This is a genomic window from Pseudomonas sp. CF161, assembly GCF_000416215.1.
In the GTDB taxonomy this organism is placed as follows: Bacteria; Pseudomonadota; Gammaproteobacteria; order Pseudomonadales; family Pseudomonadaceae; genus Aquipseudomonas.
The window spans coordinates 144,658-166,375 of sequence record NZ_ATLP01000117.1 but is presented as its reverse complement, the minus strand read 5'-3'; the positions used below and the strand labels follow the sequence as shown (position 1 = coordinate 166,375).

The following is a 21,718-nucleotide window of genomic DNA, read 5'->3' as shown; positions in this document are numbered from 1 at the left end:
TCGCCAGCCACATGGCCAGTTCAAGCTCTTTGGGCGGCGGGCTGAAGAGCCGGTTGCCGTTGAAATCATCCGGGTAGTTCAGGCGCCAGCCCAGGGCTATGCACAGCTGCACCATGCCGCCGGCGAACCACGCCAGGCGCGCCCCGGGCAGGCGCAACAGGGCCAGCAGTATCAGGCCGAGGCAGGCCCCGGCCCAGCCTGCCGCGATTGCGGCCGCCCCCATGGAGCCACCGAACAGCGTGCCGCCGATGTCCACGGGGGTCAGCAGCTCCCAGCAGAAGTAGCTGAAGTGGGCCACGATCAGCGCCGCGGTGAGCCCGCTCAGGGCGTCATACAGCCGTAACCACGAAGGGGATTGCAGAGGGGTCATTGATCCTGCTCGGTCGATAAAGAGGGAAAACCCATGGCTCAGGCCAGCAGCGACAGGGTGCCGAGGGCAAACAGCAGCAGCGCCAGGCCGATGCCCAGCAGCGGCACGCGGAACCAGTAGCGCTGCGCCAAAACCAGCATGGCGCCCAGGAACAGCAAGCCGATGGCCAGCAGCAAGGGGGCGTCGAGCAACATGTGCCGATGCAGCAGGCCCAGGTAGCCGTAGACGGCGCCAAACAGCATCGCCCCCAGGCTGTGGCTGGCGTTGAAGCCGATCCAGGCGCGCCACAAGGTGGTCTGCGGCGAGATGGCCGGCGACACGCACTGCATATGCGCGGTCAGGGCCGCGTCGCGGGGCACGAATTTGGCGCTGAAGTAGGTGAGTAACAGGTGCAGGGCGCCGAGCAGCAGCACAATGGCCGCGCTGGCCACGATCAGGGTTTGCGCCAACACGGTCGTTCCTTGGGTGTGTTTGGGGGCGCAAGTATGCCGTGCCCGGCGCCAATTTGCATGGGCAGGCGCCGGGCCCTGCGCCCGACGCCGGATGGCGCTCTAGAACTGGTCGGCGGGCAATTCGAACAACGGGCTGCTGCCGGCGCGAATGCTCTGTTCCAGGCTGAGGATGCGCGGTAGCAGGCGGCTGAAGTAGAAGCTCGCCGTGGCCAGCTTGGCGCTGTAGAACCCCTCATCCTCGGCGCGCCGATGCTCGGCGATCTGCGCCATGCGCGCCCAGAGGTAGGCGTAGGCCACATAACCGAACAGGTGCAGGTACTCGACGCAGGCGCTGCCAATCGCGTTCGGGTCGAGGGCGGCTTGCTGCTGCAGCCAGTCGCTGAGGGTTTCCAGGCGCTGCACCGCGTCCAGCAACGGCGCGGCGTAGGCGGCGCCCGGCAGGTAGGCGTAGGCGCGGATCTCGGCGGTAAACAGGCGCAGCGCCACACCGCCATTGCCCACCACTTTGCGTCCCAGCAAGTCGAGGGCCTGGATGCCATTGGTGCCTTCGTAGATCTGCGCGATGCGCACGTCGCGCACCAGTTGTTCCTGGCCCCACTCGCGGATATAGCCATGGCCGCCGAACACCTGCTGGCCGTGGATGCAGCTGTCGAGGCCGGTGTCGGTGAAAAACGCCTTGGCCACCGGCGTCAGCAGCGCCACCAGGGCCTGGGCGTTGTCGCGCTCGGTCGTCTGGTCGGAGAACTTGGCCAGGTCCAGCTGTTGCCCGACATAACTGGCGAAGGCCCGGCCGCCTTCGGTCATGGCCTTCATGCTGAGCAGCATGCGCCGCACATCGGGGTGGACGATGATCGGGTCGGCGATCTTATCCTTGGCCTGGGCCCCGCCCGGGGCTCGGCTTTGCAGGCGTTCGCGGGCATAGGTGCGGGCGTTCTGGTACGAGGCTTCAGCGCAGCCAATGCCCTGGATACCGATCGACAGCCGTTCGTAATTCATCATGGTGAACATCGCCGCCAGGCCCTTGTTGGCCTCGCCGATCAGCCAGCCGCTGGCGCCGTCGAAGTTCATCACGCAGGTGGCCGAGGCCTTGATCCCCATCTTGTGCTCGATGGAACCGCAGCTCACCGCGTTGGCCGCGCCCAGGGCTCCGTTGGCGCCCACCAGGACCTTGGGCACCAGGAACAGCGAAATGCCCTTGGGCCCGGGCGGTGCGTCCGGCAGTTTGGCCAGCACCAGGTGGATGATGTTTTCGGTCAGGTCCTGGTCGCCGCCGGTGATGAAGATCTTGCTGCCGCTGAGGCGATAGCTGCCATCGGCCTGAGGCTCGGCGCGGGTGCGAATCATGCCCAGGTCAGTGCCGGCATGGGCTTCGGTCAGGCACATCGAGCCGGCCCAGCGGCCTTCGTACAGGGCGGGCAGGTAGCGCTGTTTCAGCTCCTCGCTGGCGTGGGCGTCGATGGCCAGGCAAGCGCCGGAACTCAGGGCCGAATACAGGGCGAAGCTGGAGTTGGCGGCGTAGAGCATCTCTTCGAATTGCACCGCGAGCATCTTCGGCATGCCCATGCCGCCGAACGCCGGGTTGCCGCTCAGGCCCACCCAGCCGCCGGCGATGTAGGTCTGGTAAGCCTGCTTGAAACCCTCGGGGGTGGAGACCTTGCCGGCCAGCCACTGGGCGCCCTGTTCGTCGCCGCTGCGGTTGAGCGGGGCGATCAGGTTGCCGGTGACCTTGGCTGCTTCTTCGAGGATCGCATCGGCGGTGGCGCCGTCGACCGTTTCGGCCAGGGCCGGCAAGCGCGCCCACAGGGCCGGGGCGTCGAACAGTTCATGCAGGACAAAGCGCATGTCGCGCAGCGGAGGGTTGAATTCGGGCATTGCACAAAACCTCGTGTCAGGCGGGGCAGGCGGCCGCAACCGCCTGCTTCAAAAGGGGCCAGGCCGAGTGTCACCAGCCTGGCGTCGCAGGCGCAGTTAGAGCGCCTTGGCCATGTCGCGCAGGACGAACTTCTGGATCTTGCCGGTCGAGGTCTTGGGCAGCAGGGTGAAGACCACGCTGCGCGGGACCTTGAACCCTGCCAGATGCTCGCGGCAGAAGGCGATGATCTCGGCCTCGCGCACCTGCTGGTGATCGGCCTTGAGGGTGATAAAGGCGCAGGGGGTCTCGCCCCATTTTTCATCGGGCCGGGCCACCACGGCCGCTTCCAGCACCGCCGGGTGCCGGTAGAGCACGCCTTCGAGTTCGATGGTGGAAATATTCTCGCCCCCGGAAATGATGATGTCCTTGAGCCGGTCGCGGATCTCCACGTAACCGTCGGGGTGGGTCACCGCCAGGTCGCCGGTGTGGAACCAGCCGCCTTCGAAGGCTTCGGTGGTGGCGCTGGGGTTTTTCAGGTAGCCCTTCATCACCGTGTTGCCGCGCATGAAGATCTCGCCGATGGTCTGGCCGTCATGGGGCGTGGGTTCGAGGGTTTTCGGGTCGGCCACCATCACCCCTTCCAGGGTCGGGTAGCGCACGCCCTGGCGCGCCTTGATCTGCGCCCGCTGCTCCAGGGGCAACTCGTCCCAGGCCGCGTGCCAGGCACACAGGGTCACCGGGCCGTAGACCTCGGTCAGGCCGTAGACGTGGGTGACCTTGATGCCCATTTCTTCCACGGCGCCGATCACTTTGGCCGGCGGCGCGGCGCCGGCGACCATGGCATTGACCGGGTGATCGATGGCGGCCTTGGCCGAGTCCGGCATGTTGACCAGGGCATTGAGCACGATCGGCGCGCCGCACAGGTGAGTGACCTGGTGCTCGCGGATCAGGTGGAGGATCTTCTGCGGGTCGACCCGGCGCAGGAACACATGCACCCCGGCCAGGGCGGTCACGGTCCAGGGGTAGCACCAGCCGTTGCAGTGGAACATCGGCAGGGTCCAGAGGTACACCGGGTGGTTGCCCATGGCCCAGGTCATCTGGTTGCCCAGGGAATTGAGGTAGGCGCCGCGGTGGTGGTAGACCACGCCCTTGGGGTTGCCGGTGGTGCCCGAGGTGTAGTTCAGCGAGATCGCCTGCCACTCGTCATCCGGCCATTGCCAGGCAAAGTCCGGGTCGCCCTCGGCCAGGAACGCCTCGTAGTCCAGCTCGCTGACCGCCTGGCCTTCGCCGTATTCCGGGTCGTCGAGGTCGATCACCAGGGGCGGGTGATCGAGCATGCCGATGGCCGCCTGCACCACGTCATGAAATTCACGGTCGGCGATCAGCACCTTGGCTTCGCCGTGGGCCAGCATAAAGGCGATGGCCTCGGCATCCAGGCGCACGTTGAGGGCATTGAGCACCGCGCCGATCATCGGCACGCCGAAGTGCGCCTCCAGCATCGCCGGGATATTGGGCAGCATCACCGCCACCGTGTCGTTCTTGCCGATGCCGCGTCCGGCCAGGGCCGAGGCCAGGCGTCGGCAGCGGCGGTAAGTGTCGGCCCAGGTGCGGCGGATCGAACCGTGGATCACCGCCGGGTAGTCGGGGTAAACGCTGGCGGTGCGCTCGATGAAACTCAGGGGCGAAAGGGCGATGTGATTGACGGCAGTCGGCGCGAGGCCTTGCTCGTAGATGGACATGGTTCGGGTACCCGGTGGCTGATTATTAGCTCTATGGACCGAGGCTTTTTTAACGGCGCTCGGTGACTTATCCGGGGTCTTTTATATACTGTTTGCCGGTTGGTATGGAAGTACTACCTGAGTTGTATAGTAGTTGTACTATAATCATAATCCGCTGCTCCGGCTCACAGGTTGATCGACGATGCCCAGCTCCACTCCCTTGAACCGCTGGTTGCGCCAGCAACGTGAAGGCCGGCTGCCGGACACGCCCTGGCTTGGCCACGACCCGCAACCCAGTGTGCTGCTGGACGCCCAGGCGCAGCCCCTGGAGCGTAATCCGGCTCTGGAGCAATGGCTGGAAACAGCGGCGCCGTGCACGGTGTCGGCACTGTTGCCGGTCAACCACCCGGCCCTGGTGCGGGCCTGCCTGGAGCAGCAGCGGGCCATCGAAGACGTCGAGGCCCAGTGGGGCGAGCGGATCCTGCTCTGGAGCTTTATCCCCGACCCGCAACGGCAACGGGTCCTGGCCCGCTGCCGTGAAGCCACGGCGCAGATCCACGCCGAGCGCGAGTCGGCCCGGGCCCGGCGCCTGTACCGGCTGATCACCGAAAACACCACCGACCTGATTTCCCGGCACACCCCCGACGGCTGCTTCCTCGATGCCTCGCCGGCGTCCTTTACCTTGCTCGGCTACTGGCCCGAAGAGCTGCGCGGGCGCCTGGCCCGCAGCCTGTTCCACAGCCAGGACCTGGCCGAGCTGATGCAGCGCACCCGCGATGCCCTGGAACAGGACGGTTATCACACCATGACCTACCGCATCCGCCATCGCGACGGCCATTACCTGTGGTTCGAGACCGCCTGCCGCGCCATCCGCGAAACCTACACCGGGGCGGTGGTGGAGGTGGTCAGTGTGTCGCGGGACATCACCGCCCGGGTCCAGGCCGAGGAAACCAAGCGCCGCCTGGCCGAGGTGGTGGAAGCCCATACCGACCCGGTGCTGTTTATCCAGCCCAGCGGCGCCGTCACCTACCTCAACCCGGCAGCCCGGCGCACCCTGGGCCTGACCGCGCGCCAGGAGATGCCCAACCTCGACCGCCTGCTGGCCCCCGAGGCCCTGGCGCGCCTGCAGCGTGAAGGCTGGACCTGCGCCGAGCGCGATGGCCGCTGGAGCCTCGACACCCGCCTGCACCCCGTAGTCGATGGCCAGTCGGTGGCGGTGTCGCTGATGCTGCTGGCCCATCGTTCGGCCAGCGGCGAGCGCTTTTACTCCCTGGTGGCCCACGACCTGACCGAGCGTGAATTGCGCGAGGCCGAGCAACGCCATCACCAGGATGAACTGGCCCACACCGCGCGCCTGGTGACCCTGGGTGAACTGGCCTCGGGCATCGCCCATGAGATGAATCAGCCGCTGGCCGCCGTGGTCAACTACGCCAGCGCCAGCCAGCGTTACCTGCAAGCCCTGGGCAGCCAGCCCCAGGCGGCCGAGCGCGTGGCCCAGGGCCTGGAGCGGATCGTGGTTCACGCCACCCACGCCGCCGAAGTGATCAAGGGCCTGCGCGCCTTCCTGCGCAAGGGCCGGCGGCGCATGGAGGCGCTGGACATCAGCGAAGTGGCCCGGGAAACCGTGCGCTTGTGTGCCTGGGAGGCCGATGCCTGCCAGGTGACGATCAAGCAGCAGTTGCCGGATAATCTGCCGCCGATTTATGCCGACCGGGTGCTGCTCGAACAGGTGCTGCTCAACCTGCTGCGCAACGCCATCGACGCCAACCGCGAGGTGCACCCGGATGCGCCGTCGCGGATCATCCTCGGCGCCCAGGGGCTGCCTGATGGCGGGGTCCAGGTCAGTGTCAGCGACCAGGGCCCGGGCGTCTGTGAGGCGCAGTTGCAGCAGATCTTCACCCCGTTCTACACCAGCAAGGCCAATGGCCTGGGGCTGGGGCTGTCCATGAGCCGCAGCATTATCGAAGGCTTTGGCGGCGAGTTGCAGGCCCGGCCCCAGGCGGTCGGCTTGCAGATGTACTGCCGCTTGCCGGCCCCCGCGCTGGGCGGGGCAACCTCACAACAACAGGAGTAAGGCCATGGCAAATGTGGCGCAGCAGGTGGTGTATGTGGTCGACGATGACCAGGGCATGCTCGACTCCACCGTCTGGCTGCTGGAGTCGGTGGGCCTCAAGGCGCTGCCGTTCACCAGCGGCCGCGAGTTTCTGGACGCCTGTGACAGCCGGCTCAATGCCTGTGTGCTGCTGGATGTGCGCATGCCGGGCATGGGCGGGCTGAATGTGCAGGAAGAGATGCGCAGCCGCGAGTTGCGCCTGCCGGTGATTTTCGTCAGCGGGCATGCCGATGTGCCGATCGTGGTCCGCGCCTTCAAGGCCGGGGCCCATGACTTTATCGAAAAGCCCTACAACGAGCAGTTGCTGCTGGACAGCGTGCAGCAAGCCCTGAGCCACAGCGATGAGCGTCAGCCCGACGCGGGCCTGAGCGCGGTCCAGGCGCGCCTGCAAAGCCTCACCCCACGGGAGAACGATGTGCTGCTGCCGCTGGTGCAGGGGTACAGCAACCGCGAGGTGGCGGAGCAACTGGGGGTCAGCGTCAAGACCATCGACCTGTACCGGTCGCGGGTGATGAAGCGCATGCAGGCCGACAACCTGCCGCAACTGGTGGGCATGGCCATCGCCGCCGGCCTGGTCGATCCGCTGCAACTGCGCTGAAGGGCCGCTTCAGGCCAGTGCCACCTGCAGGCTTGGCTTGGCCGCCAGCACCCGTTCGATGGCCCCGGTCAGCAGGTTTTCCAGCAGTTCATCGCGTTCGCCTGGCTCCAGCGCCTGCTGGGCCAGCCAGCGGGGGGCGCTGTTGAGCAGAATGGCGATGGCATGCCCGGCCGCCTGTAGCGCGCCCGGGCTCAAGCGGCGCGGGCGGCCGAGCATCAGCAGCAACTGGCGTTCGTATTGCTCGCGCAACTGCCGCACCCTCAGCTGTTGATCGTCGTTGAGGCAACTGCTGTCGCGCTCCACCAGGCGAAAATGCCAGGGCATCTCCCGGTACAGCTCCAGGTGCGCGCGAATCAGCCGCTGCAGGTTGCCGCGCCGCGAGCGCGGTGTCTGTTCGATGCGCTCCAGAGTCGCCAGGAGCTCCTCGTAGAACTCTTCGATCAGGTCCAGCAGCAAGTGCTGCTTGCTCGGGTAATGGTGATACAGCGAGCCTGGGGTCAGCCCCAGGTAAGTCGCCAGCTCGCGCATGCCGACCTGGCCGAAGCCCTTGCAGGCGAACAGCTCCAGGGCCTTGTCACGGCTCTCGGCAAAACGCGAGCAGCGCTCAGCCATAGACATGGAAGCCGCGTCCGGTCTTGCGCCCCAGGTAGCCGGCGGCCACCATTTCCTTGAGCAGCGGGGCGGGGCGGTACTTGCTGTCGTTGAAGCCGTCGTAGAAGGCTTCGAGAATCGCCAGCAGGGTGTCCAGGCCAATCAGGTCGGCCAGGGCCAGCGGGCCGATCGGCTGGTTGCAGCCCAGGCGCATGCCGGCGTCGATGTCCTCGGCGCTGGCCAGGCCTTCCTGAAACACCAGGATCGCTTCGTTGATCATCGGCACCAGGATCCGGTTAACCACAAACCCCGGGCGGTTGCCGGCGGTGATCGCGGTCTTGCCCAGGCGCTGGGCCAGGTCCATGGCCAGGGCGTGGGTCGCGTCGCTGGTCTGCAGGCCGCGAATCACTTCGATCAGGCCCATCATCGGCACCGGGTTGAAAAAGTGCAGGCCGATAAAACGCTCGGGGGCGTTGACGCTGGCCGCCAGCTGGGTGATCGACAGCGACGAGGTGTTGGAGGCGATCACGCAGTCGGTGCCGACCACGCCGGCAATCTGTTGCAGCAGGCGCAGCTTGAGGTCGAGGTTCTCGGTGGCGGCTTCGATCACCAACTGCGCATCGGCCAGGCTGGCGTAGTCGGTGCTGGTGCGGATCCGGGCCAGGGCGCTGTGTTTTTGCTCTTCGGCCAGGGTCTGCTTGACGATCTGCCGGTCGAGGTTCTTGCCGATGGTGGCCAGGGCTTTTTCCAGGGCGCCGGCGCTGATGTCCAGCAGGGTCACCTCGAAACCGGCTAGGGCGCAGACCTGGGCGATGCCGTTGCCCATGGTGCCGGCGCCGATCACGCCAAGGGTGTGCAGATTCATAAAGGACAGTCCTGTGCAAACGGATTTCGAATGAGTGCGTATGGCCGAGGGGGCATCGTCGGTCGCCCGCGACTGGCGTACCATGGCGCGCGGCCCTCGACACGGGGTTGGGCGCCAGTCTAGAGGCCACCGTCTGGCGGGCCTATGCCATAACTGTTCAGTGATGCTGGCGTTTTTTGCCATTCGGCTGATGGGGAGAACCGGCTTTGATGCGGGAAAAGGATTCGGTCGCGGCGTATTTCGTGCACGCCATGATCCACGGGCTGCGTGATCAGCCCCAGCGCCTGGCGGCGGTACTGGCCGAGGCCGGCATCGACCCGGCGCTGATGGAGCAGCCCCACGCCCGGGTGCCGGCCAGTGCGTTCGCCGCGTTGTGGCTGATTCAGATCCGCGAGTTGCAGGACGAGTTCTTTCAGCTCGATGCCCATGGCATGCCCGTCGGCAGTTTCGCCCTGATCTGCCGCGCACTGATCCAGGAGCCCGACCTGGGCAAGGCGCTGCGCCAGTGCCTGGCCAATTTCGGGCTGTTCCTCAAGGACTTTCACGGCAGCCTCAGCGTGCGCGGCAAGCGTGCGGTGATCAGCCTGCACACCACGGCCACGGACCCGGACGCGCGGCGTTTTGGCGAAGAGACCTTCCTGGTGCTGATGATCAGCCTGCTGTGCTGGCTGGGCGGGCGGCGGATCCCCATCGACCGGGCGGATTTTCGTCAGACACGTGTCTCCTTGAGCGACGACGCGTTGCTCTGGGGGCCGAATTTGAGTTTTGGCGTCGAGCGCACCGAGATCGAATTTGCCAGCCGCTTTCTGCGTTTGCCGGTGGTCCAGGACCTGGCGTCGCTCAAGGTGTTTTTACGCAGCGCGCCGCAGTGGCTGGTGATCCGCTTTCGCAATCAGCATGGGTTGGCGACCCAGGTTCACCAGCGCTTGCGGCGCAGCCACTACAGCCAGTGGCCGACCCTGGATGCCTTTGCCGGCGAGCTGCAAATGAGCCCTAGCACCCTGCGTCGGCGCCTGGAGCGGGAGGGCTGTTCGTACCAGGAAATCAAGGACGAAGTGCGCCGCGGCATGGCCGTGCAACTGCTGCGCAACAGCGCCACCAGCATCGGCGAAATCGCCGAGCAGACCGGTTTCCAGGAACCCAGCGCCTTCCACCGCGCCTTCAAGAAATGGACCGGCGAAAGCCCCGGCCGCTACCGCGCGCGTTTCCAACCCGCCGCCCTGTAGCCGCTGCCACCAGGCTGCGCTGGCCGGTACGGACGCCGCAGCAATACGGCGCCCATCAGGGCTATCGCCAGCAGCTACAGGCGTCGGCCGGGCATTTCGATGCCGTGCTGGTGCACGCGGCGGTACAGGGTGGCGCGGGAGATACCCAGGGCCTTGGCGGCGGGCAGGGGTTTCCAGCGGTGGCGCACCAGAGCGTCGAGCAGGGCCTGGCGTTCCGGGCTGGCGTGGCTCTCGGTCGGGCTGTCGAGGGGCGTGCCGTCCACTGCCAGGCCTTGCAGCTGTTCGGGCAAATCCCGCAACTGGATCAGGTCGCCCTCGCACACCGCACAGGCGTAGCGCAGCACATGCCGCAACTGGCGCACATTGCCCGGCCAGCGGTAACCCAGCAGGCATTCCAGGGCGGCGCTGCCCAGTTGCACCGGCGCCCCGCACAGCTGCGACTCTTCCTGCACAATGCGCTGGATTAGCGCCAGGCGATCGCTGCGCTCGCGCAGCGGCGGCAACTGAAAGCGTGCGCCGCCCAAACGAAAATACAAATCCTCGCGAAACTCGCCCGCCGTCACCAGTTGCTCCAGGTCGCGGTGGCTGGCGCACACCACCTGGATATCCACGGCCTTGCGCTGCGAAGCCCCCAGCGGCGCCACTTCGCCCTCGGACAGCACACGCAGCAGCCGGGTCTGCAAGGCCAGGGGCATATCGCCGATTTCATCGAGAAACAGCGTGCCGCCATCGGCCTGCTGCAACAGGCCCTGCATGCCCTTGTTCGACGCCCCGGTAAAGGCCCCGGCGACATACCCAAACAACTCGCTTTCAATCAGGCTTTCCGGGATCGCCGCGCAGTTCACCGCCACGAACGGCCGCTCGCGGCGCTGGCTGGCCTGGTGCAACTGGCGGGCGAACACCTCCTTGCCGGAGCCGGTTTCACCCTGGATCAGCACCGGCAGGTTGCGGTCCTTGACCCGTACCGCCAGGCGCAGGCTTTCTGCCAGGCGCGGGTCGAGTTCGGCCGGCGCCAGGGCCAGGCGCTGGCGATTGCGGTTGACCCGGCGCGGGGCACTCAGGCGCCCGTGCAGCGCCTGGCGGCCGCCCACGCAGGGCAGCAGGCACAGCGACTCATCCCGGGCCCGGTGCAGCGACTGTTGCTCGAACACCTGGCCGATGTGCTCCGGGAGGCGCCCCAGCCCCTGCAACAACCACTGGCGCGCCGCCGGGTTCAGCGCGTGCAGGCGGCCATCGTCGTCCCAGGCCAGCAGGTAGTCCGGCTGGCTGTCGACATAGCCCGGGCTGTGGTGGGCCCGCAGCACCCAGAAGCCCTGGGCGCTGCTCATGAAAAACGCCTGTTCGATCTCCCGTGCGCTCTGCACCACCATCTGCCGGATCAGGTGCTGGGAGCGGCGCTCGTCCGGGGAGCGCACCGCCGACACATCGAGCACCCCGAGCAGTTCGCCCTGGGGGTCGAAGACCGGCGCGGCGGAGCAGGTGAGGCCGATAAAGGCGGCGCGAAAATGGTCGCGCTTGTGCACCGTCACCGGGGCCCGGGCGGTGAGGACCGCGGCCACGCCACAGGTGCCTTCCTCGCCCTCGGACCAGCAGGTGCCCAGGTACAGCCCGGCCTTGCGGCAGTCATTACGGATGGTGCTTTCGACCCGGTAGTCGATGGTCTGGCCCTGGGCGTCGGTGAGCAGCACGCAATAATCGGCGTCGCGCACCCGGCCGTGCAGGCGCGCGACCTCTTCGCTGGCGATGCGCAGAAACAGCTCGGAACGCTCGCGGCATTCCTGCAGCACATTCTGCGACAGGATCCGTGGCCCCTGCAGCGAGCCCGGGTCCAGGTGATGTTGCTCCATGGAGCGGCGCCAGGAATCGAGGATCAGGTCCGAGACCGGCAGTTGCGGCAGGTGTTCGGCGTTTCTCAAGACACGGCTGACGCAATCCACATGCGCCTTTGACTGTGCGCAAAGCATGAGGGCCTCCGGTTCCAGCTTCTTATCGTTGTGCGGGCATTAAGCGCCGAACACCGGCCGCCGACAAGCGCCCTCTGATCGCAGGTCGGGGTGAGACGCAACGTCTCAAGGTCTCGTCCAGGCCCCGTGCAGCCTGACATGCAGCGTCTCAGCCGGTGTCTTCCTTGAACACTCGGCCACTCCTTGCGCGAGGCCCTGGCGCGGGCCTTTGCGGGATTTTTCAGCGACCTGGCACCGGCCTTGCTCTAGCCCTGATACCCAGCCTGACTGGCCAGATAATAAGAAGAGGTGCCCTATGTCGTTCGTTCAAGGTTCGTTCGCCGTTGTGCCCGGGGTGGCGGCATGAGCCGTTTGCCCTTGACCGTGGGCATCATCGCCAACCCGGCCTCGGGGCGCGACGTGCGCCGCCTGACCGCCAACGCCGGGCTGTTTTCCAGCACCGACAAAGTCTCGGTGATCCAGCGCCTGCTGGCGGCCTTTGGCGCCACCGGTATCGAACGGGTGCTGATGCCCACCGACATGACCGGCATCGCCGCCGCGGTGCAGAAAAACAGCCACAGCCGCCAGGCCCGGGACAGCCACTGGCCGGCGCTGGAGTTTCTCGACCTGACCCTGCGCCAGAGCGTCGAAGACACACGCAAGGCCGCACGCTGGATGGCCGAGCGCGGGGTGGCGCTGATTGCCGTGCTCGGGGGCGACGGCACCCACAAGGCGGTGGCCGCCGAGGTCGGCGATATTCCGCTGCTGACCCTGTCCACCGGCACCAATAACGCCTTCCCCGAACTGCGCGAAGCCACCAGCGCCGGGCTGGCCGGCGGGTTGTTCGCCAGCGGGCGAATCCCGGCCGAGATCGCCCTGCGGCGCAACAAACGGCTGCTGGTGCGCGAGCCCGCACGGGGCCTGCACGAGATCGCCCTGGTGGATGTGGCGGTGTCCTCGCTGCCCTTTATCGGCGCCCGCGCCATCAGCCGCGCGGCGGACCTGGCCGAGGTCTTCGTGACCTTTGCCGAGCCCCAGTCCATCGGCCTGTCTGCCCTGTGCGGGCTGTGGCTGCCGGTCACCCGCCAGGAACCCTACGGCGCCTGGATGCGCCTGGAGCCCAATGCGCCCCAGGCCCTGCTGGTGCCCTTGGCCCCGGGGCTGTTGCAGGGCTGTGGGGTGCGCGACGCCGGTTACCTGCAACCCGGAGTGCCCCGGCCCCTGTCCCTGCCCAGCGGCACCCTGGCCCTGGATGGCGAGCGCGAAATCGAATTCAACCTGCATGACCGACCCACGGTCACCCTCGATGGCGGCGGCCCGCTGAGCATCGATGTCCAGGCGGCCCTGGCGTTCACGGCGCAAGAGCGCCTGTTGGCCATCGGTCGCGCACACCCGCAACACCCCGTGAACCTTCAGCACCAAGACACTCCTGGAGAATAAAAATGTCGACACCTTTGACCTCTGACCAGTTGCTGCATGCCTACCAGGTGATGCGCACCATCCGTGCCTTCGAAGAGCGCCTGCACGTGGAATTCGCCACCGGCGAGATCCCCGGTTTCGTCCACCTGTATGCCGGCGAAGAAGCCTCGGCCGCAGGCGTCATGGCCCACCTGGGCGACGACGATTGCATCGCCTCCAACCACCGCGGCCACGGCCATTGCATCGCCAAGGGCGTGGACGTGTACGGGATGATGGCCGAGATCTACGGCAAGAAAACCGGGGTCTGCCAGGGCAAGGGCGGCTCCATGCACATCGCCGATTTCGAGAAGGGCATGCTCGGCGCCAACGGCATTGTCGGCGCCGGCGCGCCACTGGTGGTGGGCGCGGCCCTGGCCGCCAAACTCAAGGGCACCGACAGCGTGGCGGTGGTGTTTTTCGGCGATGGCGGCTCCAACGAAGGCGCGGTGTTCGAGGCCATGAACATGGCCTCGGTGTGGAACCTGCCGTGCCTGTTTATCGCCGAGAACAACGGCTACGCCGAGGCCACGGCCTCCAACTGGTCGGTGGCCTGCGACCACATCGCCGACCGCGCCGCCGGCTTCGGCATGCCCGGGGTCACGGTCGACGGCTTTGACTTCTTTGCCGTGCACGAAGCCGCCGGCGCCGCCGTGGAACGGGCCCGGGCCGGGGAGGGACCCTCGCTGATCGAGGTCAAGCTGACCCGCTACTACGGCCACTTTGAAGGCGATGCCCAGACCTACCGCGCGCCGGATGAGGTCAAGCATTTTCGCGAGCACAACGACTGCCTGATGCAGTTCCGCGAGCGCAGCACCCGCGCCGGGCTGGTCCAGGCCAGCCAGTTGGACCAGATCGACCACGAGGTCGAACTGTTGATCGAAAACGCCGTGCGCAAGGCCAAGTCCGACCCCAAGCCGAGCCCTGCCGACCTGCTCACCGACGTCTACGTCTCCTACCCCTGAATACTCCCTATAACAAGAATCGAGACCTCTATCATGGCGAGAAAAATCAGTTATCAGCAGGCCATCAACGAAGCCCTGGCCCAGGAAATGCGCCGCGACCCCAGCGTGTTCATCATGGGTGAAGACGTCGCCGGCGGTGCCGGTGCCCCCGGTGAAAACGACGCCTGGGGCGGGGTGCTGGGCGTGACCAAAGGCCTGTACCACCAGTTCCCCGGGCGCGTGCTCGACACCCCGCTGTCGGAGCTGGGCTATGTCGGCGCGGCGGTCGGCGCGGCCACCTGCGGCGTGCGCCCGGTGTGCGAGTTGATGTTCGTCGACTTCGCCGGCTGCTGCCTGGACCAGATCCTCAACCAGGCGGCCAAATTCCGCTACATGTTCGGCGGCAAGGCCGCCACCCCGCTGGTGATCCGCACCATGGTCGGCGCCGGGCTGCGCGCGGCGGCCCAGCACTCGCAGATGCTGACCTCACTCTGGACCCACATCCCCGGGCTGAAAGTGGTGTGCCCATCCTCGCCCTACGATGCCAAGGGCTTGTTGATCCAGGCCATCCGCGACAACGACCCGGTGATTTTCTGCGAGCACAAAATGCTCTACAGCATGCAGGGCGAAGTGCCGGAAGAGCTCTACACCATCCCCTTCGGCGAGGCCAACTTCCTGCGCGACGGCAAGGACGTGACCCTGGTTTCCTACGGGCGCACGGTCAACACCGCGATGGACGCGGCGCGCAGCCTGGCCGGGCGCGGCATCGATTGCGAAGTGATCGACCTGCGCACCACCAGCCCGCTGGATGAAGACAGCATCCTCGAAAGCGTGGAGAAGACCGGGCGTCTTGTGGTCATCGACGAAGCCAACCCGCGCTGCTCCATGGCCACCGATATCTCGGCCCTGGTGGCGCAAAAAGCCTTCGGCGCGCTCAAGGCACCGATTGAAATGGTCACCGCGCCGCACACCCCGGTGCCGTTCTCCGATGCCCTGGAAGACCTGTATATCCCCGACGCGGCGAAGATCGAAAACGCCGTGCTCAAGGTCATCGAATGGAGCCAGCGCTGATGAGCCAGATCCATACCCTGACCATGCCCAAGTGGGGCTTGTCGATGACCGAGGGCCGGGTCGATGCCTGGCTCAAGGAAGAAGGCCAGGCCATCACCAAGGGCGATGAAGTGCTGGACGTCGAGACCGACAAGATCTCCAGCAGCGTCGAGGCGCCGTTCTCCGGGATACTGCGGCGGCAGATCGCGCGCCAGGACGAAACCCTGTCCGTCGGCGCCTTGCTCGGCATCGTGGTCGAGGGCGACGTCAGCGACGCCGAGATCAATGCGGTGATCGAGCAGTTCCAGGCCGACTTCGTACCCGGTGCCGGCGCCGAGGAAGACAGCGGGCCCAAGCCGCAGAAAGTCGAACTGGACGGGCGCCTGGTGCGCTACTTCGAGCGCGGCGAAGGCGCTGTGCCGCTGGTGCTGGTGCACGGTTTCGGCGGCGACCTCAACAACTGGCTGTTCAACCATGAAGCCCTGGCCGCCGGGCGCCGGGTGATCGCCCTCGACCTGCCGGGCCATGGTGAATCGGCCAAGCAGTTGCAGCGCGGCGACCTGGATGAACTGAGCGGCGTGCTGCTGGCGCTGCTCGATCACCTGGATATCCCCGAGGCGCACCTGGTGGGCCATTCCATGGGCGGTGCGGTATGCCTCAACGCCGCGCGCCTGGCCCCGCAGCGGGTGCGCTCGCTGACCCTGATCGGCAGCGCCGGCCTGGGCCCGGAAATCAACGGCAGCTACCTGCAGGGGTTTGTCGAGGCGGCCAACCGCAATGCCTTGAAGGCGCCGCTGATGCAGCTGTTCTCCAACGCCGAGCTGGTCAACCGGCAGATGCTCGAAGACATGCTCAAGTACAAGCGCCTGGAAGGGGTGGACAGCGCCCTGCGGCAACTGGCGGCGAACCTGTTCGGCGAAGGCCGGCAACAGCTCGACCTGCGCGCCGTGGTCCAGGACGGCGCGCAACCGGTGCTGGTGATCTGGGGCAGCGATGACGCGATCATCCCGGCGGCCCACAGCCAGGGCCTGGCGGCGCAGATCGAGATCCTGCCGGGCCAGGCGCACATGGTGCAGATGGAAGCGGCGGAACAGGTCAACCGGCTGCTGCTGGAGTTTATCCGCCAGCACTGAAGCTCGTGATGGCTGCGCCGGCCCCCTGGCTGCGCAGCCCTATAACAATAAGGAGTAGCCAAGATGGGTGTTTCTCTGAAATCGACTCAAAGCATGCGCGCCGCCGTGTGGCATGGCCGCAACGATATCCGCGTCGAAGACGTGCCGCTGCCGGGCGCGCCACCGGCCGGCTGGGTGCAGATCCGCGTCGAGTGGTGCGGCATCTGCGGTTCCGACCTGCATGAATACGTGGCCGGTCCGGTGTTTATTCCGGTGGATGCGCCGCACCCGCTGACCGGGATCAAAGGCCAGTGCATCCTCGGCCATGAGTTCTGCGGCGAGATCGTCGAGCTCGGCGCCGGGGTCCAGGGCTTCAGCGTCGGCGAGGCGGTGGCGGCCGATGCCTGCCAGCACTGCGGCACCTGTTATTACTGCACCCACGGCCTGTACAACATCTGCGAAAACCTGGCCTTCACCGGGTTGATGAACAACGGCGCCTTTGCCGAATGGGTCAACGTACCGGCCAATCTGCTGTACAAATTGCCGGCCAATTTCCCGGCCGAAGCCGGGGCGCTGATCGAACCCCTGGCGGTGGGCATGCACGCGGTGAAAAAGGCCGGCAACCTGCTGGGGCAGAACGTGGTGGTGGTCGGCGCCGGGACCATCGGCCTGTGCACCATCATGTGCGCCAAGGCCGCCGGAGCGGCCCAGGTCATCGCCCTGGAAATGTCCGGCGCACGCAAGGCCAAGGCCCTGGAAGTCGGCGCGACCCACGTGCTCGACCCCAAGGCGTGCGACGCCCTGGCCGAGGTCAAACGCCTGACCGGCGGCCTGGGGGCCGATGTCAGCTTTGAATGCATCGGCAACAAACACACGGCCAAGTTGGCCATCGACCTGATCCGCAAGGCCGGCAAATGCGTGCTGGTGGGCATCTTCGAAGAGCCCAGCGAGTTCAACTTCTTCGAGCTGGTGGCCACCGAGAAACAGGTGCTGGGATCCCTGGCCTACAACGGCGAATTCGCCGACGTGATTGCCTTTATCGCCGACGGCCGCCTGGACATCACGCCGCTGGTGACCGGGCGTATCCAGCTGGAAGAGATCGTTGGCCAGGGCTTTGAAGAACTGGTCAACAACAAGGAACACAACGTGAAAATCATCGTTTCACCGGGTCGCGTGTAGCACGCCCAAGCGGGCGATTTTGGCGATGGCCGTGGGTGGCCATCGCACTTTTTCAGGTTTTGCCGCTCTATTCATGGCCAGGCCGCGCTGATCCCCAGCTGTGCCAGTGAATATTGACCCGGTGCCGATGGCCTACGCCCCCTTCTTTTGCATGAAGCAATTGCTGCGCCGCCCCCTGCTGTTGGCAGGGCTGTTGGTGCTCTGTTCCAGTGGCTGCAGCCAGCAGCAAGGACGCGATATCGCGGAACAGTTTCGTAAAGGCAAACCCGACGAATTCTTCCAGACCAGCGTCGACCGCATGGCCACCCTGGGCATGCGCGACAACCTGCAAAGCCTGTACCTGCTGATGGGCAAGCTGTACCTGCGCAACCCGACGCAGTGGCGAAAATCGGGTTACCCCGACGGCACCACCGCCCAGCGCGAGATCCGCAACGCCATCGAAAAGCGCCAGCCGCTGCCTTCATTGGGTGATCGGCGGGATCTGGCGGCCTTGAGTTATTCCCTGAGCCCGGAATTTCAGGGGGATCGGGTCGGGGCGTTTATCTATGCCATTGGCAGCATGCTGGTGACGGCCCATGGCGGGCGCACCGAGTTTTATATGACGGATGCGATTGATCCGCAGTTTGTCAGCAATGCGGCGCGCAATATTGAGAAGGCTACCTGGCTGTTGAGTCAGCGGCAGGATGCCAATGGGGTGCTGTTGTTGTTTTCCAATGAGATTTCGGAGGAGGGCAGCAATCTGAGTTTTGCGGTGGAGTTTGGGAAGATTGTGGCGCGGTTGGATTTGCTGACGCAGATGTTGGATGAGCGGTATCGGCGGATTGGGTTGAATTATGCGCAGAGTTTGTTGCTCATGAATTTTTTGCCGGTGCAGTAACCCTGACCTCCCAGGCGGCCCTCCGGCCGGCCTGGCTCACGGCTTGCCCCGCATCCTTGTGGCGAGGGAGCTTGCTCCCGCTGGGTCGCGCAGCGGCCCCAAGACCGGGCGCCTCGGGTTTATGGGTGTACATATCCATTGCTGCGGGTGTGGCTGCCAAGGGTTCCGCCCTTACGGCGGGTCACTTTGGAACAGCCCCAAAGTAACCAAAGGGCTCTTGCCCCACCACTCGGTGCCTCGCTTCGGCTCGGCATGCCCGAACGAAGGCAGTGATCCGTGGGCCGCCGCGATGGGCCATCCCTGGCCCAGCGCGGCTAACCCGGCGTCCTGCCGGGTTGCCCACGGCTCACTGCCTGCGTTCGGCCATCGTGGTTTAACGGGGCGCCTCAGATCAAAATCAAAAGCAAAATCAAGACGGCGGCCTTCCGGCCGGCCTGGTTTTGGTTCGTTCGTGTCCTTGTCGCCGCTAGCCTGCGAGGCTGCGCTGGCCTTCACAGAGACACAAGACGCCTGATGACACACCTGCAGCATCCCTGCGCAGCCCAGCATCTGTGGCGAGGGAGCTTGCTCCCGTGGGCTCTCGGCAGGCCCTTTATCTCAACCTGTTCCCAAGCCCTATTTCACGTCAGCTTAAGTTTCTTTCCGGCCATGAAGATCGCGCCGACGCTCAGGCAGGCGGCCAGCATCAGGTAGAAGCTGGGCGCCAGTGGTGAGCCGGTGAGGGCGATCAGGCCGGTGGCGATGACCGGGGCGAAGCCGCCGAAAATGGTCACGCCCAGGTTGTAGCTCAGGGACATGCCCGTGACCCGGGTACGCACCGGGAAGATGTCGGCCATCAAGGACGGTAGCGGCGCAAAGTACACCGCTTTGATCAAGGCCATCATCGCCACCACCAACAGCAGGGAGCTGGCGCTGGGGCGGCTGTTGAGCCAGAAGAAGGCCGGCAGGATTGCTACGGCATAGACCACCGCGGCCCCGAGCATGATTTTCAAGCGGCCAATATGGCCGGATATGTAGCCGACGATGGGGGTGACGATGGTCAGGATCAGGCCGCCGGTGAGGGTCGCCAGGAAGCCCGAGGATTGGGCGATGTCCAGGCGGGTGGCGGCGTAGGACGGCATGTACTGAATCATGTAGTTCGACGCCGTCGACACCACCAGGGTGCCCATGGCGATCAGCAGCAGGGTTTTCTGTGTCAGCAGCACGTCGCGCAGGGGGCGCTCTCCGGGTTCGCAGGCTTTGAAGTCCGGTGATTCGTCGACGGTGCGGCGGATGTACAGGCCCACCGGCCCCAGCAGCAGGCCGAAGAAGAACGGCACGCGCCAGCCCCAGTCGAGCATTTGCTGAGGGTCCAGGTGAGTGGTCAGGACGTAGCCGAAGGTCGAGGCGATCACCACGCCGAAGCCTTGGCTGGCGAACTGCAGGCTGGCGACAAAATGTCGGGTGCGCTGCGGGGCGTGTTCCAGCATGAACGCGGTGGAGGTGCCGAACTCGCCGCCGGCGGAGAAGCCTTGCAGCAGTCGGGCCAGGAGAATGCCGATGGGCGCGGCAATGCCCAGGGTCGCGTAGCCGGGCATGATGGCGATCAAGAAGGTCCCGGCCAGCATGATCAGGATTGATAACGTCAGGGCCTTTTTGCGGCCCTGGCGGTCGGCATAGGAGCCGAGCATCGCAGCGCCTAAAGGGCGAATCAGGAACGAGATGCCGAAGGTGGCAAACGCCAGCAACAGGGAAAAGGTCGGGTCGGACGTGGGGAAGAACACCTGGCTGATGGTCAGCGCGAAGTAGGCGTAGATCGACAAGTCGAACCACTCCAGGGTGTTGCCGATCAATGCCGCGCCTACGGGTTTCCACAAAGACTTGTGTTGCATCTGGATGGCGGTCGAGGTGGCTGCTAACTCGGTCATAACGCACGCTCCTGCTTATTGTTGGATTTTGAGCGACAGATGCCCGGGGCGAACCGGGTCGTAATATCAGGCTTGCGGCAGGTCTCCCAGGTCCCAGAACAGTGCGGTCATGATCTCCAGGCCTTCGCGAATCACTGGCAATAGCAGGTGTTCGTCCGGCGCATGCTGCGAGCAACCGGGGTAGGAGTGGGGAATCCACAGCGTCGGTAACCCCAGCACTTCGGCAAAGATGTCGTTGGGCAAGGTGCCCGCCAGGTTTGGCAGCAGGGCCAGGCGCTGCGCACTGCTGCCGGCGATCGAGCGTTTGGCGAACTGCACCCAGGGGTTGTCAGGGTCCAGGCGAGTGGCCGGCGAGCAGCGCTCAACGATGACCTCGACCTGGCTGAAACCTGCGCGGTCCAGGTGCTCGCGCAGCAGGCTGTGCAACTGCTGCCAAGGGGTGCCCACCACGAAACGCAGTTGGCAGAAGGCCACGGCCCGAGGCGGAATGGCGTTCACCGGTTTCTGCGGGTTGCCGGTGCTGAAGGCGAGGATTTCCAAGGTGTTCCAGGCGAACAGGCGCTCGCCCAGGGTCAGCCCCGGTTCGCCCCAGTGTTCGTCCAGGGGGCGGCCCAGGGAGTCGCGCTCGATCTCCAGGTCGGCGATGGCGGCGCGCACGCTGTCGGGAATATTCGTTGGCACCAGCTCGCGGCAGAGGATGCGACCGTTCTGATCCACCAGGCTGGCCAGGGCGTTGGCCAGGACCACGCCGGGGTTGCACATCACGCCGCCCCAGTTGCCCGAATGCAGGCCTTTGTCGCGGGTATTGACCTCCAGGCGGAACTGCGCGGCGCCCCGCGAACCGAGGAACAGCGTTGGCCGCGAGGGGTTCAGGCGCGGGCCGTCGGAGGCGATAAACACATCGGCCCGCAGCAACTCGGCGTGCTCCTGGCACAGTTGGCGCAGCCCCGGAGAGCCGGCTTCTTCGCCCATTTCAAACAGCAGCTTGAGGTTGAAACACAGGCGCCCGTCGCGGGCCTTGAGCACTTGCTCCAAGGCGGTGAGGTTGATGCTGTGCTGGCCCTTGTTGTCGGCGGTGCCGCGGCCGTACCAGCGTTCGCCTTCCAGGGTCAGATTCCAGGGGTCGAGGCCCTCGCGCCATTGCTCGGCATAGCCCGGCACCACATCGCCATGGCCGTAGCTGAGCACGGTGGTCAGTGCCGGGTCTTCCAGGCGCGTGGCAATCAGGAACGGCCCACCGGCCTCAGGGTTGCGCAGCACCTGGCAGTCAAAACCCAGGCGCTGCAACAGCGGCTGGATTTCTTCCATCAGGTAACGCAGCAGTTCGCTGGCGTGGGCGGGGTCCTGGCTGTCACTGCGAAACGCCACCCGGCGCCGCAGGTCCTGTTCAAAGTGGCCGTCGTCCAGGTACTGGCGGACGCCGGCAAGGGCAGCTTGCTTGGTCATTGCAACTCCGGTCGGGCAGG

Annotated in this window: 16 protein-coding genes and 2 pseudogenes; 9 read left to right on the top strand and 9 right to left on the bottom strand. The window is 65.8% G+C overall.

Annotated elements, in window-relative coordinates:
- The 4 genes and pseudogenes from CF161_RS28220 to CF161_RS28205 all read right to left on the bottom strand — a co-directional run.
- Positions 1 to 370 (bottom strand): annotated as a pseudogene (locus CF161_RS28220) (hypothetical protein); the annotation flags it as partial.
- A 38-nt stretch (positions 371 to 408) separates the two neighbouring features.
- Complete coding sequence (locus CF161_RS28215; RefSeq protein WP_043230606.1) at positions 409 to 822, bottom strand: hypothetical protein; 414 nt, start codon at positions 820 to 822, stop codon at positions 409 to 411.
- A 99-nt stretch (positions 823 to 921) separates the two neighbouring features.
- Positions 922 to 2,694 (bottom strand): acyl-CoA dehydrogenase C-terminal domain-containing protein, encoded by a 1,773-nt coding sequence (locus CF161_RS28210; RefSeq protein WP_020300047.1) that lies wholly within the window; start codon positions 2,692 to 2,694, stop codon positions 922 to 924.
- A 96-nt stretch (positions 2,695 to 2,790) separates the two neighbouring features.
- Complete coding sequence (locus CF161_RS28205) at positions 2,791 to 4,413, bottom strand: acyl-CoA synthetase (protein ID WP_020300046.1); 1,623 nt, start codon at positions 4,411 to 4,413, stop codon at positions 2,791 to 2,793.
- A gap of 181 nt (positions 4,414 to 4,594) precedes the next feature.
- On the opposite strand from CF161_RS28205, the gene CF161_RS28200 reads away from it, so the two are divergent.
- Both CF161_RS28200 and CF161_RS28195 read left to right on the top strand, forming a co-directional pair.
- Complete coding sequence (locus CF161_RS28200) at positions 4,595 to 6,466, top strand: PAS domain S-box protein (protein WP_020300045.1); 1,872 nt, start codon at positions 4,595 to 4,597, stop codon at positions 6,464 to 6,466.
- A 4-nt stretch (positions 6,467 to 6,470) separates the two neighbouring features.
- Positions 6,471 to 7,103, top strand: a complete 633-nt coding sequence (locus CF161_RS28195; RefSeq protein WP_020300044.1) for a response regulator transcription factor — start codon at positions 6,471 to 6,473, stop codon at positions 7,101 to 7,103.
- Between the two features lie 9 nt (positions 7,104 to 7,112).
- Here the strand turns inward: CF161_RS28195 and CF161_RS28190 are convergent, their stop codons facing one another.
- Positions 7,113 to 7,721 (bottom strand): TetR/AcrR family transcriptional regulator, encoded by a 609-nt coding sequence (locus CF161_RS28190; RefSeq protein ID WP_043230601.1) that lies wholly within the window; start codon positions 7,719 to 7,721, stop codon positions 7,113 to 7,115.
- Positions 7,708 to 8,559 carry a 3-hydroxybutyryl-CoA dehydrogenase gene (locus CF161_RS28185; RefSeq protein ID WP_020300042.1) on the bottom strand — a complete coding sequence of 284 codons (852 nt, stop codon included), beginning with the start codon at positions 8,557 to 8,559 and terminating at the stop codon, positions 7,708 to 7,710. Before CF161_RS28185 ends, CF161_RS28190 begins: the two co-directional genes overlap by 14 nt.
- A 209-nt stretch (positions 8,560 to 8,768) precedes the next feature.
- Between CF161_RS28185 and CF161_RS28180 the strand changes: the two genes are divergently transcribed.
- On the top strand, positions 8,769 to 9,785 hold the full coding sequence (locus CF161_RS28180) for an AraC family transcriptional regulator (RefSeq protein WP_020300041.1): 1,017 nt from the start codon (positions 8,769 to 8,771) through the stop codon (positions 9,783 to 9,785).
- A 74-nt stretch (positions 9,786 to 9,859) separates the two neighbouring features.
- On the opposite strand, the gene CF161_RS28175 is transcribed toward CF161_RS28180, so the two are convergent.
- Entirely contained in the window at positions 9,860 to 11,749 is a 1,890-nt protein-coding gene (locus tag CF161_RS28175) for a sigma-54-dependent Fis family transcriptional regulator (RefSeq protein WP_020300040.1), read from the bottom strand.
- A 342-nt stretch (positions 11,750 to 12,091) separates the two neighbouring features.
- Here CF161_RS28175 and CF161_RS28170 point away from each other — a divergent pair.
- The 6 genes and pseudogenes from CF161_RS28170 to CF161_RS28145 form a co-directional block, all read left to right on the top strand.
- Positions 12,092 to 13,131, top strand: a pseudogene (locus CF161_RS28170) (ATP-NAD kinase family protein); the annotation flags it as partial.
- Between the two features lie 39 nt (positions 13,132 to 13,170).
- Positions 13,171 to 14,148: a thiamine pyrophosphate-dependent dehydrogenase E1 component subunit alpha gene (locus CF161_RS28165; protein ID WP_020300038.1), complete on the top strand. Its 978-nt coding sequence runs from the start codon at positions 13,171 to 13,173 to the stop codon at positions 14,146 to 14,148.
- 33 nt (positions 14,149 to 14,181) lie between these two features.
- Entirely contained in the window at positions 14,182 to 15,198 is a 1,017-nt protein-coding gene (locus CF161_RS28160) for an alpha-ketoacid dehydrogenase subunit beta (RefSeq protein WP_020300037.1), read from the top strand.
- Positions 15,198 to 16,310 carry an acetoin dehydrogenase dihydrolipoyllysine-residue acetyltransferase subunit gene (locus CF161_RS28155; protein WP_020300036.1) on the top strand — a complete coding sequence of 371 codons (1,113 nt, stop codon included), beginning with the start codon at positions 15,198 to 15,200 and terminating at the stop codon, positions 16,308 to 16,310. The genes CF161_RS28160 and CF161_RS28155 overlap by 1 nt, the downstream gene beginning before the upstream one ends.
- 93 nt (positions 16,311 to 16,403) lie before the next feature.
- Positions 16,404 to 17,468: a 2,3-butanediol dehydrogenase gene (locus tag CF161_RS28150; protein WP_256206964.1), complete on the top strand. Its 1,065-nt coding sequence runs from the start codon at positions 16,404 to 16,406 to the stop codon at positions 17,466 to 17,468.
- 127 nt (positions 17,469 to 17,595) lie between these two features.
- Positions 17,596 to 18,345, top strand: coding sequence for a hypothetical protein (locus CF161_RS28145; protein ID WP_020300034.1), 750 nt, complete (start codon positions 17,596 to 17,598; stop codon positions 18,343 to 18,345).
- A 620-nt stretch (positions 18,346 to 18,965) separates the two neighbouring features.
- On the opposite strand, the gene CF161_RS28140 is transcribed toward CF161_RS28145, so the two are convergent.
- Positions 18,966 to 20,252, bottom strand: coding sequence for an MFS transporter (locus CF161_RS28140; protein WP_020300033.1), 1,287 nt, complete (start codon positions 20,250 to 20,252; stop codon positions 18,966 to 18,968).
- Positions 20,253 to 20,318: 66 nt separating this feature from the next.
- Positions 20,319 to 21,698, bottom strand: coding sequence for a M20 family metallopeptidase (locus CF161_RS28135; protein WP_020300032.1), 1,380 nt, complete (start codon positions 21,696 to 21,698; stop codon positions 20,319 to 20,321).
- Positions 21,699 to 21,718: the final 20 nt, after the last annotated feature.

What these genes read in the sequence shown, in the direction of transcription:
- CF161_RS28200 (WP_020300045.1), top strand. Translation starts at nt 4,595, where the DNA reads ATGCCCAGCTCCACTCCCTTGAACCGCTGGTTGCGCCAGCAACGTGAA.
- CF161_RS28175 (WP_020300040.1), bottom strand. Translation starts at nt 11,749, where the DNA reads ATGCTTTGCGCACAGTCAAAGGCGCATGTGGATTGCGTCAGCCGTGTC.
- CF161_RS28140 (WP_020300033.1), bottom strand. Translation starts at nt 20,252, where the DNA reads ATGACCGAGTTAGCAGCCACCTCGACCGCCATCCAGATGCAACACAAG.
- CF161_RS28210 (WP_020300047.1), bottom strand. Translation starts at nt 2,694, where the DNA reads ATGCCCGAATTCAACCCTCCGCTGCGCGACATGCGCTTTGTCCTGCAT.
- CF161_RS28185 (WP_020300042.1), bottom strand. Translation starts at nt 8,559, where the DNA reads ATGAATCTGCACACCCTTGGCGTGATCGGCGCCGGCACCATGGGCAAC.
- CF161_RS28160 (WP_020300037.1), top strand. Translation starts at nt 14,182, where the DNA reads ATGGCGAGAAAAATCAGTTATCAGCAGGCCATCAACGAAGCCCTGGCC.
- CF161_RS28205 (WP_020300046.1), bottom strand. Translation starts at nt 4,413, where the DNA reads ATGTCCATCTACGAGCAAGGCCTCGCGCCGACTGCCGTCAATCACATC.
- CF161_RS28180 (WP_020300041.1), top strand. Translation starts at nt 8,769, where the DNA reads ATGCGGGAAAAGGATTCGGTCGCGGCGTATTTCGTGCACGCCATGATC.
- CF161_RS28145 (WP_020300034.1), top strand. Translation starts at nt 17,596, where the DNA reads ATGGCCTACGCCCCCTTCTTTTGCATGAAGCAATTGCTGCGCCGCCCC.
- CF161_RS28155 (WP_020300036.1), top strand. Translation starts at nt 15,198, where the DNA reads ATGAGCCAGATCCATACCCTGACCATGCCCAAGTGGGGCTTGTCGATG.
- CF161_RS28190 (WP_043230601.1), bottom strand. Translation starts at nt 7,721, where the DNA reads ATGTCTATGGCTGAGCGCTGCTCGCGTTTTGCCGAGAGCCGTGACAAG.
- CF161_RS28195 (WP_020300044.1), top strand. Translation starts at nt 6,471, where the DNA reads ATGGCAAATGTGGCGCAGCAGGTGGTGTATGTGGTCGACGATGACCAG.
- CF161_RS28135 (WP_020300032.1), bottom strand. Translation starts at nt 21,698, where the DNA reads ATGACCAAGCAAGCTGCCCTTGCCGGCGTCCGCCAGTACCTGGACGAC.
- CF161_RS28150 (WP_256206964.1), top strand. Translation starts at nt 16,404, where the DNA reads ATGCGCGCCGCCGTGTGGCATGGCCGCAACGATATCCGCGTCGAAGAC.
- CF161_RS28165 (WP_020300038.1), top strand. Translation starts at nt 13,171, where the DNA reads ATGTCGACACCTTTGACCTCTGACCAGTTGCTGCATGCCTACCAGGTG.